At 48.8% G+C, this 13535-nt stretch carries 19 protein-coding genes and 1 tRNA gene; all 20 read left to right on the top strand.

From position 1 onward, the window contains the following. Positions 1-310 precede the first annotated feature (310 nt). The 20 genes from BMY75_RS12775 (at position 311) to BMY75_RS12685 (ending at position 13525) form a co-directional block, all read left to right on the top strand. The gene (locus tag BMY75_RS12775) at positions 311-610 is read left to right on the top strand and encodes a PDDEXK family nuclease (RefSeq protein ID WP_242940237.1); all 300 of its coding nucleotides are present in this window, start codon (positions 311-313) and stop codon (positions 608-610) included. Next, positions 597-1982, top strand: coding sequence for a DEAD/DEAH box helicase (locus tag BMY75_RS12770; protein ID WP_074834341.1), 1386 nt, complete (start codon positions 597-599; stop codon positions 1980-1982). The genes BMY75_RS12775 and BMY75_RS12770 overlap by 14 nt, the downstream gene beginning before the upstream one ends. A gap of 400 nt (positions 1983-2382) precedes the next feature. Next, a complete protein-coding gene (locus BMY75_RS12765) occupies positions 2383-2763 on the top strand; it encodes an Acb2/Tad1 domain-containing protein (protein WP_074834338.1) in 381 nt (126 codons plus the stop codon). Between the two features lie 178 nt (positions 2764-2941). Then, positions 2942-3430 carry a hypothetical protein gene (locus BMY75_RS12760; protein WP_074834335.1) on the top strand — a complete coding sequence of 163 codons (489 nt, stop codon included), beginning with the start codon at positions 2942-2944 and terminating at the stop codon, positions 3428-3430. Beyond that, a complete protein-coding gene (locus BMY75_RS12755; RefSeq protein WP_074834332.1) occupies positions 3354-4589 on the top strand; it encodes a PBSX family phage terminase large subunit in 1236 nt (411 codons plus the stop codon). The genes BMY75_RS12760 and BMY75_RS12755 overlap by 77 nt, the downstream gene beginning before the upstream one ends. 12 nt (positions 4590-4601) lie before the next feature. Beyond that, positions 4602-6041: a phage portal protein gene (locus BMY75_RS12750; protein WP_139199818.1), complete on the top strand. Its 1440-nt coding sequence runs from the start codon at positions 4602-4604 to the stop codon at positions 6039-6041. After that, a complete protein-coding gene (locus tag BMY75_RS12745) occupies positions 6041-7252 on the top strand; it encodes a phage minor capsid protein (protein ID WP_074834327.1) in 1212 nt (403 codons plus the stop codon). Before BMY75_RS12750 ends, BMY75_RS12745 begins: the two co-directional genes overlap by 1 nt. A gap of 73 nt (positions 7253-7325) precedes the next feature. Further along, a tRNA-Ile gene (locus BMY75_RS12740) sits at positions 7326-7399 on the top strand. An 88-nt stretch (positions 7400-7487) separates the two neighbouring features. Next, on the top strand, positions 7488-8093 hold the full coding sequence (locus BMY75_RS12735; RefSeq protein WP_074834325.1) for a phage scaffolding protein: 606 nt from the start codon (positions 7488-7490) through the stop codon (positions 8091-8093). Positions 8094-8119: 26 nt separating this feature from the next. Further along, entirely contained in the window at positions 8120-8986 is an 867-nt protein-coding gene (locus BMY75_RS12730) for a hypothetical protein (protein ID WP_074834324.1), read from the top strand. Between the two features lie 17 nt (positions 8987-9003). Continuing rightward, positions 9004-9174 (top strand): hypothetical protein, encoded by a 171-nt coding sequence (locus BMY75_RS18020; protein WP_170844297.1) that lies wholly within the window; start codon positions 9004-9006, stop codon positions 9172-9174. 12 nt (positions 9175-9186) lie between these two features. Beyond that, complete coding sequence (locus BMY75_RS12725) at positions 9187-9378, top strand: hypothetical protein (RefSeq protein WP_074834320.1); 192 nt, start codon at positions 9187-9189, stop codon at positions 9376-9378. A gap of 18 nt (positions 9379-9396) precedes the next feature. Beyond that, positions 9397-9849, top strand: coding sequence for a head-tail connector protein (locus BMY75_RS12720; protein ID WP_074834318.1), 453 nt, complete (start codon positions 9397-9399; stop codon positions 9847-9849). A 1-nt stretch (position 9850) separates the two neighbouring features. Beyond that, positions 9851-10288, top strand: coding sequence for a hypothetical protein (locus tag BMY75_RS12715; RefSeq protein ID WP_074834315.1), 438 nt, complete (start codon positions 9851-9853; stop codon positions 10286-10288). Further along, entirely contained in the window at positions 10289-10768 is a 480-nt protein-coding gene (locus tag BMY75_RS12710; protein ID WP_074834312.1) for a minor capsid protein, read from the top strand. Then, entirely contained in the window at positions 10768-11265 is a 498-nt protein-coding gene (locus BMY75_RS12705; protein WP_074834310.1) for a hypothetical protein, read from the top strand. Before BMY75_RS12710 ends, BMY75_RS12705 begins: the two co-directional genes overlap by 1 nt. A 27-nt stretch (positions 11266-11292) precedes the next feature. Further along, a complete protein-coding gene (locus BMY75_RS12700; RefSeq protein WP_074834307.1) occupies positions 11293-11835 on the top strand; it encodes a hypothetical protein in 543 nt (180 codons plus the stop codon). A gap of 21 nt (positions 11836-11856) precedes the next feature. Beyond that, complete coding sequence (locus tag BMY75_RS12695; RefSeq protein WP_074834304.1) at positions 11857-12342, top strand: hypothetical protein; 486 nt, start codon at positions 11857-11859, stop codon at positions 12340-12342. Positions 12343-12433: 91 nt separating this feature from the next. Then, the gene (locus BMY75_RS12690) at positions 12434-12949 is read left to right on the top strand and encodes a hypothetical protein (protein WP_074834301.1); all 516 of its coding nucleotides are present in this window, start codon (positions 12434-12436) and stop codon (positions 12947-12949) included. A 6-nt stretch (positions 12950-12955) separates the two neighbouring features. Then, the gene (locus BMY75_RS12685) at positions 12956-13525 is read left to right on the top strand and encodes a Gp15 family bacteriophage protein (RefSeq protein WP_074834299.1); all 570 of its coding nucleotides are present in this window, start codon (positions 12956-12958) and stop codon (positions 13523-13525) included. Positions 13526-13535 lie beyond the last annotated feature (10 nt).

The raw sequence follows: 13535 nt of genomic DNA, 5'->3' as shown, positions 1-13535 counted from the left end.
CACGCACAGAGAGCAAAATAGTGTTATAAACCATGGTTACAAACTTGGTTACAAACAAGTGTAACCGCAGCAAATTTCGGTTACAAAGTTACAAACGAAAATATACATTTGTAACCGAGTTTGTAACCGCAAAAAATCCCTATAATACGCGGTTTTCTATATACAGGTTACAAAGTTACAAAAAAATATATAATAGAGTTAAAATATATATGTTATGGGTGCATATACGCCATATACGCATATATAGGGGAATATATAGCAAATTTTTTGTAACCGTGTTTTTGATAGAATTTTGGAGGTATTTTTCAAGGTGAATATTGTTGAATCAGAAATCGAGAACAAAATGCGGCAGAAGCTGAAACTGCATGGCGGGATTTTCTTCAAGTTCGTAAGTCCGTCAGTTAGTGGAGTGCCAGACAGGATTTGTATTCTGCCGCATGGCAGGATCATATTTGTTGAATTGAAACGTGAGGGCGGTATCGTGTCGCCACGTCAGAAGTATATCCATAAGAAGCTAAGACACTTGGGTGTTGATGTGCGTGTGGTCATTGGCATGGAGCAGGCGATGGAGTTTGTGAGAGAGGTGTGTGGTGAACATGGGAAGTCCTAAGCACTTTGTACCGCATAACTACCAGGCGTATTGCAGAGACAGGATAATCGATACACCGAACATTGGTTTGTTCCTCGAAATGGGTCTCGGCAAGACTGCTATAACACTCGATGCAGTAAAGCGGTTGAAGTATCATTATTTGCAAATTGTCAAGACTTTAATCATAGCACCGAAGAAAGTAGCTGAATCCACATGGCACACAGAAGGAGCACAGTGGTTAGAGTTTTCTGAACTTCGCTTTTCCTTCGTCATGGGCACTCAGGCTGAGCGCATAGCTGCACTCAATACTCCCGCGGACATCTACCTGATAAACCGCGAGAACACCCAATGGCTCGTTGAGTATTATAAACACAAGTGGCCGTTTGACATGGTGGTTCTTGACGAATCATCAAGCTTCAAGAATCATCAGGCTAAGCGGTTCAAGGCATTGAAGCTAGTCCGCAGCCGTATCAATCGCATGGTGCTCCTGACCGGTACGCCCTCTCCGAAGTCCCTCATGGACTTATGGGCTCAGGTGTACTTACTGGACGGAGGGCAAAGGCTCGGCAGAACAATAACCGCTTACCGTGATGCGTACTTCACACCCGACAAGCGGAATGGTCAGATAATCTACAGCTATGCTCTGAGGGACGGAGCAGACAAAGAGATCTACAAGCGGATATCTGATATCTGCATATCCATGAGGTCAGCCGATTATCTGTCCTTGCCGGAGCTGATGTACAACGACATACCTGTTATGCTTGACAAGCCTGCTGCAGCAGCATACAAGAAGCTAGAGCATGATATGCTCATCGAGGTTGACGAAAGCACGATCACGGCGGGTACTGCTGCGGTGCTGACCAACAAGCTCCTGCAGCTGTGCAACGGCGCAGTGTATGACGAGGACGGCAAGGTGATAGAACTGCAGTCCTGCAAGCTTGATGCGCTCTTGGAGACCGTTGAGCAGCTCGGAGACGAACACGCGATAATCTGCTATAACTTCAAGCACGACAAGGACAGGCTCATGCAGGCGCTCTCGAAAACAGGTAAGCGCGTAGCTGTGTATGAGGGAGAGCAGCAGAAGCAGGACTGGAACGATGGCAAGATAGATCTGATGCTCGTGCAGCCTGCATCATGCGGCTATGGTCTGAACCTGCAGCGCGGAGGACATCACATCATCTGGTTTGGTTTGACATGGAGCTTGGAGCTGTATCAACAGACGAACAAGAGACTGCACAGGCAGGGGCAGACACACCCGGTTATCGTGCATCACCTGATCGTCAAGGGCGGAGCTGACGAGGATGTTATAACGGCTCTCCACGCGAAAGACTTAACACAGGAAGGACTTCTCAACGCCCTGAGGGTACGTCTGAGGGCTGCAAAGCAAGGATAATTAATACAAAACACACAACATCTTGTGGCTATTTTTGGCTATTTTGTCTTTAACCACAAGATGTTGTGTTTTACCCCTTGACAAAACACAACATCTGGTGTATAATATACGCAAGTAGATACAACAGGCGGTAGGCGCATCGAGTATGCCTCCGGCTTGATGTTGCCGGACAATGCCGCCATTGTACTACGACTTGTGTTTCATTCTCATGGGGCTCGGGCAGCAGGTTTGACCATTTACTGCTGTTCTGGCATTTAATTCTCCTTTCTACCTTCTTGCACCCGCTGTATTCAGCAGCGGCAGCGGGTGCATATCACCTAGCAGGACAGCAGCACATCATGTGCGGCTCAGTTCGATTCTGAGCAGGGTGTTCAAAACAACGACTAGCGGAGGGCTAACGATGGAAAACAGAAAGCTGATACGCATTCAGACAGAAAACAACCTCAACGAGGTATACGCAGTAGACGAGCCCGGTGCAGGCAACGCAAGTCATGAGTACCGCATCTCGCCTACTGGCTGTGATGAGCAGGGCAATATGTACCCCAGTCAGGATATCAGCTTCCAGAACGGACCGAGGAAAGACCCTAACAGCATCCCGGGTGTACTGGACACTGATCTGTTGGAGATCGTCCGCGACAGGCTCAAAGGTTTCCAGAGCGGCGAGTTCGCCTGCCGTGAAAATGCTTGTGCTCTCACCCACATCGAAGAAGCGCTCATGTGGATGAACAAGCGTGTAACTGACAGAGCACAGCGCGGTGTACTCGGAACCAACAACAAGTGATACACCGACAGAACTAACAACGATAAACGGCTATTCAAGCTCGGACACGATGAGAAGCTACGGCGGTCAAGCCTTAATCGAGGGCTCATTCCTACCGACTGCGGGAATAGTCGTTTTTCAGACACACGGCAGCAAGCCCCCAGTATCAGCATAACGCTAAAGCAAGGAGGTGTATAGCATGGCTGACGAAAAAGAGAAGAAGTACAGACCACAGAACAAGAACCTAAGGCTCTTCAACGAAATCCCTGTTGAGGAAGCTCGTGCTATACAGTCAGCAGGCGGCAAGGCTTCACATGAAGCACGCAAGAAGCGCCAAGCTATGGCAGACCTGCTGCTGCTATACTCAGGCTTGCCTATCAAAGATGCACGAATACGTAAGCGCTTGAAGAACTTAGGCGTACCTGATGAGGAACTGACACAGAAGTTCCAGATAGCTGATGCGCTCGTAAAGACCGCGCAGACAGGTAACACACAGGCAATAGCGCTGTACCTTGATTCGATCGGAGAACTTGGTGCAGCTAAGGGCGAGGACAAGGAAAACAACTTGTTCAAGATGATCGAGGAGAGCAGCTCACAGGAGGTTGAATTGGATGATATTCCGGAAATTCGGGAAACGTCAGAATCTGACGTTGACTTGGTGGAATCGCCCGAATCTGAGGAACTATGATGCGATAATCTGTGACGGCTCTATCAGATCAGGCAAGACACTGTCAATGTCAATCGGCTTCATTAACTGGTCGATGACAAGATATAACAATCAGTTTTTCGCTATATGCGGAAAGACAATAGAAGCTCTCAGACGTAACGTTATCTCGCACCTCAGCCAATGGCTAGAGGGTATCTACACGATAACCGAGCGTAGGTCTGAGAACCTGATAATCGTTTCAGCGGCAGGCAAGACCAACACTTACTACCTCTTCGGCGGTAAGGACGAAAGCAGTTACTCTCTGATACAGGGTATGACACTTGCAGGCGTGTTCTTTGACGAAGTCGCTCTGATGCCCAGGTCATTTGTTGAGCAGGCTATGGCGCGTTGTTCGGTAGAGGGCTCTAAGTTCTGGTTCAACTGTAACCCCGAGAACCCCTCTCACTGGTTCTACTTGGAGTGGATCCAGCAGAGAATGAAGAAGAACGCTCTGTATCTCCATTTCACGATGGATGACAATCTCAGCCTGTCCCCTGAAATCAAAGAACGATACGAGAAGATGTACACAGGCGTGTTCTACCGCCGTTACATTCTCGGTCTCTGGGTAAGAGCTGAGGGTCTTGTGTACCCGATGTTCGACAGAGAAAAGCATCTTATCGATACTGTACCAACGTTCAATGCACGGCACCGATACTTCGTTGCTGTGGACTATGGTACAGTCAATCCATTTGCAGCGGGTCTTTACGACTACGACCCAACGCATAAGACAGCTACGAAGATCAAGGAGCTGTATTACCGCGGCGGTTCTGCAAAGAGAGTTGACAACGAGCGGTATTACAAGATGCTGAAAGACCTCATCGGTGATTACCCGATAGAGTGTATCGTTATTGACCCTTCGGCTGCGGCTATGGTTGAAACGATCTTGAAGTATGGCGAGTACGATGTAAGAAAAGCAATCAACGATGTACTCAACGGCATACAGACAGTTACGAAGTATCTCAATGCAGGTGTGCTGCACTTCCACAACAGCTGCAAGTCCACTATCAAGGAGTTCGACAGCTATTCTTGGAAAGAAGATGCAAGTGTGGACACGGTCATCAAAGAGAACGACCACGCTATGGACGAACTGAGGTACTTCTGTTATACGATACTACGAGACGAATTAATGTTTGATATATAGGGCGGTGATGATATGAGTATTTTTACACGCCTGCTTGGGAGGTTAGGCAACTTGTTCGGTGCAACCAATGCGGATATAGGACGTGAGTTCGGTGTTAAGCTTATATCATCTTCGCAGATGCAGAACGCGCTTAACAATTGGGATAACATCTCGAAGGGTAAAGCTCCGTGGGTAGACCGTGAGGATGGTATAAAGACCGTCAACATGGCTAAGTTCATAGCTGATACCAGGGCGAAGCTTACCACACTCGACATCGGTATCAGCGTGAGCGGCGGCTCTGCGAGAGCTGACTTCCTGCAGAACATAACCGATGATCTGATAAAGAGACTACCCGAGAAGATGTGCGAAGCAGACAGGCTCGGCGGTATGATGATACGTTGGAACGGCACGAGCTGGGACTTCGTTCTTCCGGGTAGCTTCGGAGTAACCGAAGTAAACGGTAACCGCGAGATAACAGGCGCGATATTCGCAGTTCAGGCAGTAGAGGGTAGCAACACCTATACACGCCTTGAATATCACAGGTTTGTCGATGTTGACGGTGAATCGCTGTATCAGGTGACCAACAAGGCATTCAGGAACGGTACAGATATCAGCGGTAACACAACACTCGGCACACCTGTTCCTCTAACTGAGGTCAGAGCTTGGGCACACCTGCAGCCCGACACTTACATACGCGGACTGACTAAGCCCCTTTTCGCTTACTACCGTGTACCGGGCTCAAACAATATCGATGATACCTCACCTCTCGGTGTGTCGATATTTGCCAACGCTCTGACCGAGCTTAGAGCCATTGATGTGGCTATCTCCCGCAAGGACACCGAGATCGAGGACAGCAAGCACATGACGTTCATCGGTCAGAGCATTAAACGTTCTGCCGATAACAGGAACTTCAAGTTACCGAGATTTGTGCAGCAGCTCGGTATCGGTTTGGACGATGCAAGCAACAGCAGCATCAAAGAGCATACAGCTACACTGCTTACCGAATCCCGCTTGCAGGATATCAACTTTAACCTTTCAATGGCAGGCGTTAAGTGTGGATTCTCTGAGGGCGTATTCGTTCTTGACGGTCAGCGTGGTATGGTAACCGCTACTCAGATAGAGAGTGACGACCGAGACACCATACAGACCATTAAGGACGACCGTGATGCTCTGCAGGCTGCACTTGAACAGGCTATTGAGGGTGCTGATAAGATAGCAACTCTCATGAACCTTGCACCACTCGGTGAATACGAGCTGCAGTTTGCTTTTGGTGATATCACATACTCCTACGAGGAGGATAAAGCGAACTGGCGTATGTACGCTATGCAGGGGTGGGTGCCTAAGTGGGTGTACCTGATGAAGTTCGAGAAGATGACCGAGGAAGAAGCAAAGGCTATGATAGCAGAAGCGCAGATAGCTGATGCAGAAGTACAGCTGTTCCAACAGCAGCTCTCCGCAGAGGGTGATGATTAGTGCTAACTCCTGAGGAAATAGATGCTCTTATCGAGCCTATGCAGCCATTGATTGACGACCTCAATACTTTCATCTTGAAAGACATAGTCTCCCGGTTAATGGCACGGCTAAAGCACGAGGATCCTTTCAAGCTGTCACAGTCTGATATCTGGCAGTTAGAAGTGCTGAAAGAAGCTAATGCACACTATGAAGCAGTTAAGAGCAAGCTTGCTAAGTGGACCGGTAAAGCAGACCGAGAGATAGCAGCTATCTTCGAGGATGCAGGTATTACAGCTTGGGATGCAGACAGAGCTATCTATGAAGCGCAAGGCACAAAGACCTTACCTATCAACAAGCTCCCCCGAATGGTGCAGATCATGCAGGACACAATGCAGCGCACCTATGGTACATTCCACAACTTGACCAGGACAACAGCACACAGCTCGCAGCAGCGGTTTATCAGACTTCTCGATGAAGCGCACATGAAAGTTGTAACAGGTGCTACGTCCTATCAGGAAGCAGTAAGGCAGGCAGTCGATGAACTGTGTAAAACACAGCTTACGATCACCTACGGTGATGCTCCCAGTGGTCAGTACGTTTACCACAAAGACACTATCGAGGTAGCAACGCTCAGAGCGGTGAGAACAGGCACAGCGCAAGCGTGCGGCAACATATCACTGCAGGGCATGATCGACAACGAGCATGATGTTATCCAGGTCTCAGGACACATGGGTGCCCGATACGGTGACGGAGGACATAACCCCGGTAACCACTTCTGGTGGCAGGCCAAGCAGTACAGCAGGACTGGCAAGACAAAGGAACTGCCGAACTTCGATGTGTGCGGATATGGTACAGGCGAGGGCTTGTGCGGGTGGAACTGCCGGCACAGCTTCGGGCCCGGTATTCTCGGGCGCAACCCTTATGAGAAGTTCGACACCGAAGAGAACCAGAAGGCCTACGATCTCTCGCAGAAGCAGCGAGCTATGGAGCGCAAGATCAGGCGCGACAAGGAGAACGTTGTGGGCAGAGATACAGCACTAAGGAACTGCCCTGCATCTGAGCGAGAGAAGTATCAAGCAGACTACGACAGAGCAGTAAGCCTGCTGCGGAAGCACATGAAAGCATATAACGACTTCTGCAAGGCCAATAACTTGAAGAAGCAATATGATAGATTAGAGAATGCTAAATACACACGGCTCATGCGCACGCAGAGCCACGCCACAGCACGTTAGCGGCTAGGGTAGTGAAATTACACTCACGTAATCTGCAAGGGCATACAGAGCCCCTCAGAGCACGTGAGCACATGGACTGATAGCTCAATCGGTTAGAGCACTGACCTTATAAGTCAGAGGTTAGAGGTTCGATTCCTCTTCGGTCTACTATTGGCGGCTAGGAGCCTAAGCCTAGCAAATATCGGACATGGCAACGTCCTTAAAAGCCTAATGATATTCAAGGAGGTTATTTCGTATGAAAACGGAAGAATTAACAGCACTGGGACTGACAGATGAACAGGTTAAGAGCGTTTTTGCACTGCATGGCAAGGATATCACGCCTTTACAGCAGCAGATAGCAGACCTGACTAAGAGCAGGGACGATATCACAGCAGAGCGCGACAACCTCAACACTCAGCTCACAGCGGCAAACGACACCCTGAACAAGTTCGGTGATCTTACACCCGAATCTATGCAGGCGGAAATCCAGAAGTACAAGCAGCAGGCAGATGATGCGGAGAAAAACTTCAACGCTCAGATAACTGCTCGCGATCAGAAAGACTGGATAACCAAGAAGCTTGACGAGTACGGTGTTACCTCCCCTTACGCAAGAGCAGCACTCACTTCGGAGCTCATGGCGGCTGACAGCGGCCTGACATGGAAAGATAACTCTTTCTTTGGCTTCGATGACTTCATGAAGGCGGCTAAGGCTAAGGACACGACACTGTATCAGACAGCGGACGAAAAGGCAAAAGCCGACAAACAGACCAAACTTGAAGGTGATGCACCCTCTTTCGTTGCCCCTCTCGGACAGCAGAAACCGCAGGGCGACACAAAGAAGGACATTCCTAAGGTTTGGTAAGACCAACCGAAAGGAAGTAATGATTTATGGCAAAGATCGCATCTCTTAACATTCTCATTGACGGCAGCTCTCCTGCAGCTAACGACTATCTCGCAGAGCTGAGCGGCGTTGTCATCGAGAACATTCAGAAGAACACTCTGAGCTACAAGCTCAAGAATCAGGAGCTGAGCGGTGACCCTGTATCAGGTACCGTAGAGTGCAGACGTTTCACCAACGCTACCTCTGCAAACTATGGTTCCGCAAGAACCGCAGGCAAGGGTGCAGCAGTTAAGGCTAAGCCCGTTACTGTTGCAATCGACCAGGACAAGGAGATCGTTGAGGAACTGGAAGCTAAGGACGTTAGACTGTACAGCGTTGACGATGTACTGAACAGACGTGCTAACAACCACGTTCTGACAGTAGCAACAGCACTTGACCGTGCTTTCTTCGCAGAAGCTAACACCAACGCTACCGCAGTCAACGTATACGGTATCACTGATGTGGCTGATATCCTCGAAAAGATCATCCAGGAATGCGAGAATACACACAACTCTTTCGTTGACGGTGTACCTCGTGATATGATGAGCCTTGTTCTCTCTACCGAGTACTACGGCAAGATCAGAAACCACCTCGACAAGTGCGAGAGAAGCAACGTGGACACAGGTGTCGAAGAGTTCTACGTATGGCATGGCGTAGAGACCAACTCGAGCACAAGACTGCCTGTCGGCTGCGATATCCTGCTCATGGTAAAGGGCGCAGTTGCACAGCCTGTTATGATGGAGCAGTACGTAGCTGAGAAGATACCTCTCTCCGAAGCTGTCGGCGTTGAGCTGTTCTACCACTACGGTACTAAGGCAGTAACCCCTGACCTGATCTTCGGCGCAGACTTCACACAGCCTAACGAAGGTAACTAAGATAAGGAGCGGGTACCATGACATTTCTTAACCTCTTAACAGGCGCGGTCGTTGAATCGACCAACGAGTTCGTTATAGCAGAATGGCTGAAACAGCCCGATGTATACGTTGAGTATGAACCGCCTGCAACGCCACCTACCCGCACAGTATATCTCACGATGCAGGCACCTATAACATCAACAGAATAAGGAGGGCTAACGATGCTTTTCATTAACAAGAGAACAGGTACTATCCTCAAACCCGCGAATAAGTATGTAGAGGGGCTTTATAGCGAGAGCCCCATGTATGAGGTGTACAAGCCCGGCAAGGCTGCTAAGACCGCAGCTCCTGCCGAGACCACAGCACCTGATACTGCTGCAGAAGCAGTTGAGGACAAGTCCAAGAAAAAGTGATGAAGGAGGGCAAAGGTAATGTACGCAGATTATAGCTTTTACACCGACACATATCTCGGTGATGCACTGACAGCTGCTAACGCTAACAAGTGGCTTGACCGAGCTTCGGACTATGTTGATACTATCACATTCCGCAGGCTTGAAACGGCTTTCCCAGAGGTGGAAGCAGATGCTATCAGAGTAAAGAAAGCTGTGTGTGCTGTTGCCGATGCCCTCTGCTACATCGATACACAGCGCAGAGCGGGAGCAGCAAGTACCAATTCTGACGGCAAAGTGACCGGGGCAATAGCTTCGATAAGCAGCGGCAAAGAATCGGTATCATATGCAACAGGCGGCACAGCTTCGATCTATTCAGCGGCTGCAAGCAACACAGCGGCGCAGGACAGCTACACACGATACATCGTGGAGACCTACCTTGCCAATGTGCCCGATGCCAACGGCGTTAATCTGCTGTATGCGGGGGTGGACTGATATGTTCGGAGATACTATCACGGTATTCAACTTCAAGGATGGTTATTACTATCCACACGTACTGCATGGGGTAGATGCCGTTGGAATATCAGACGGAGCAACAGCCACAGCCCAGAGCGGCAATACTAACTCCGACATGGGCACGGTGCTGATACAGACCAATGCAAGCAAGATCATAGCGGCAGACAATTCAGTACTGCCGTATGTAAGCCCGAAAGCGTATGAAGCTCTCGCAGACGGTGTGGAATCCGTCATAACATTCCAACCTCAGACGGACTTCATTCTGATAGGTGAGTACGAAAGCACAGAGCCTATATACGATGATGATTATGAGACTGGATTCTATGATGATATCAACAGCACACGAGATGGTGTGCACCAGATAGTTACAGCTGTTTACTACGAGCTCATACCGCATTTTGAGATAGGAGTGAGGTAAATGCCTAACTGGACTATCTCAGGTAAGGCGGCGTTCGTCAAAGGTATGGTGCAGGTCGATATCAATGTTGATCTGTCCGCATATCCTGAAAGGTTCGCCAGAGCTCAACAGCGGCTCGGTGAAGCGGTTCTCGTGAGCAGTAAGGTGTTTATGCCACTGCTTACCGGAAGCCTGCAGCAACGCTCCTACGTTGACGATGGCGGACGTAAAGTTGTGTTCCCGGGTCCGTATGGTAGATATCAGTACGGCGGTCGGGTAATGGTCGATTCGGTGACAGGCAAAGGCCCGGCGCTGATACACGACCGTAACGGCGTAGAGATCGGCTTACGTTTCCGCAAAGGTGCAACTCTCGTACCTACGGAAAGGCGGCTGAACTATTCACAGCCTACGGCTCAGGCAGAGTGGTTTCAACCCGCAAAAGACAAAGACCTCCCTGCATGGGTGGCGGAATGTGACAGAATAATAAAGGGTGGTGCATAATGGCACAAAGACCAATAGACGTTCAGGGCTCGGAGATAATCAGTACTGCGCTCATGGAGCTGATTAATGAATTTCCTGCACTGAATGGTAAAAAGATAAAGTTCTCGACCCTAGAGGATAAGTCAGGGCTCGGCTTCTTCCCGACAAGCGGAGCTGCGATACTTTCAAGGAAAGAGAGTATAACAGGTCATGTGAGCATACAAGGCGCGTACCCTTTCAATGTCATATACAGGGCTGCTGTGAAAAGTGAGACACAGAAGCTCGCAGTCAAGGAGTTCCTTGATACTCTCGGCAAGTGGCTTGAAAAACAGCCTATTGTGGTCAGCGGTTCCGTAGTACAGCTGCACGACTACCCAGAGCTTGACGAGGGACGAATAATCACAAACATAGCACGCAGTACTCCCGCACACTGCAACGCTGCATATCAGGACGGCGTTGAGGACTGGCTTGTATCAATCCTTGTGCGGTACAAATATGAGTACGACACTAACCAGTAATAACAGTTATAAAGCGAGGTATAGCCCATGTATAACAAAATCGAGCGCAAATACCTTGCGCACTATATAGATGAAGGTTTCGGAGCTAAGCAGTATGTATGGCTCGGTGATGATCTCGAAGAGTATTCAGACGAGCTCAATGCTGACGTAGAGTTCGAGACCAACATACTTGGTGAACAGAACATCAGACACAGCGGGTATGACACTGAGGGAGACGTAGACCCATACTATGCGGAATACGGCAGCCTGCTCTTTGTCAACCTCTCAACCATAGCGAACCGCAGAATTAAAGGTGATGCTTGTAACACCACAAAGATTGATGTGCTTCTCAGGGAAGATATGTCAACGGTGTGGGCGTACCGTGAGGACGTTACGGTAATACCTAGTTCCGTGGGCGGCGATACCTCAGGCATACAGATACCATTCGGTATTTACAGCAGAGGTAATCGCGTGAAAGGTATATTCGATGTCAGCACCAAGACCTTCACGCCTATCAATACAGTATATGCACTTGACGGTGCTGTACTGATTGATAACAATACAGCATTCGCAGATCACGTTATCGTGTAAAGTGAAAAGGAGTGGTAATCAATGGCAGATAAGATAGAGCGTAAATACCTTGCGCACTACGTTGACGAAACATTTAACGGCGAGACACCCGCCTATACCAGACTGGGTGACGATCTGGAAGAGTACAACGAGGAACTTAACCCCGATGTAGAGATCAAGAAGAACATCAAGGGCGAACAGTCCATAGACCATAAGGGCTATGAGGTACAGTCCGATGTGGATCCTTACTATGCTACTGAGGGTAGTGCTCTGTGGGAAAAGCTTGCAGAGATCGCTAACGAGAGAAAGACAGGCGCGGCTTGCAAGACTACCAAGATCGATGTACTGTATGACACAACAGGTACTGTTGTATGGGCATATCGTGAGGACGTTGCTCTGATACCTAAGTCTATCGGTGGTGACACTTCCGGTGTTCAGATACCTTTCAGCGTATACAATCTCGGTAACAGAGTGTCCGGTTCTTTCAACCCCTCAACAGGCACATTTACTCCCACCTCTGGCAACTAAGCCGGAGGGAGCAAGCCAGACAGTAACCAATAGTAACCAATAGTAACCAATAGTAACTAATAATTGATAATTATAACGGAGGCTAGTTATTATGAACGCTATCACCAAAACCAATGAAATAAACACAAATGCAGCAGCTCTCAATATCACAGTAGACGATGGTATGAGGGCTATTCCTATAACTAATACACTCGGTACTGAGATAGGCAAGTTCTATTTCAGACCTACGGATATAGGCATAATCGACAGATACAATGAGATCATCGAGAAAGTGCCCGATGTTTTCAAACCTCTCGAAAACATCAACATCAATGCAGATGGTACAGCAGATTCAGACATTGAGATGCAGACCTTAAAGGAATGCGAAAGCAAGCTGTATGAGCTGTGCGACTATCTGTTCAACGGTAATCTTTCCGAAGCTTTCTTCGGCAGTATGCACCCGTTCTCTCCCCTTGACAGCGGCATGTTCTACTGTGAGAATGCGCTTGACAGCGTAGGCAAGTTCATAGCTGCACAGTTCCAGAGAAGCGTTAAGGGCGTTGAGAAGCGTATAAGCGGTTATACTAAGGGCTACAAGTCAGCACCCGGTAAGCACAGAAAGGCTTGATAAGCTATGATAGGTGAGCTTCCGAGAAGCTTAGTCGTCAATGGTGAGGAATGGGATATCAGGACGCACTTCGCGGATATCCTGAAAATCATCGTTGCTTTCAATGACCCGAATATTGATAACGCAGAGAAGATATATGTCTGTCTGCATATCCTCTATGAGGGATTTGACGAAATGCCAGAGAGCGACTATGAAGCGGCTTTTAAGGCGGCTTTGGAGTTCATTGACTGCGGTATGCCAGAGGGTAAGAAAAAGCCCGGGAGCGCACGCACAATGGACTGGGAGCAGGACGAGAGTATCTTGTTTCCTGCTATCAACAAGATAGCGGGATTCGAGACAAGGTCGGTTGAATACCTTCACTGGTGGACGTTCATGGGCTACTTCATGGAGATATCAACAGACGGTGTGTTCGGCTCTGTACTGCGGCTCAGGCAGAAGAAAAAGAACCGCAAAACCCCTCTCGATAAGACCGAGAAGGAGTTCTGGAACGCGAACCGAGAGCTGTGCGAGATCAAGCCTAAACTCTCCGAAGAAGAAAAGGCTGCTAAGGAAAGATTGAAAAATATGCTTAGATAAGAAATGAGGT

The sequence above is a fragment of the Hominimerdicola alba genome (assembly GCF_900109655.1).
Taxonomy (GTDB): domain Bacteria; phylum Bacillota; class Clostridia; order Oscillospirales; family Ruminococcaceae; genus Hominimerdicola; species Hominimerdicola alba_B.
Note: the sequence above shows the minus strand (reverse complement) of the source record. Positions and strands in the feature narration are given on the sequence as shown.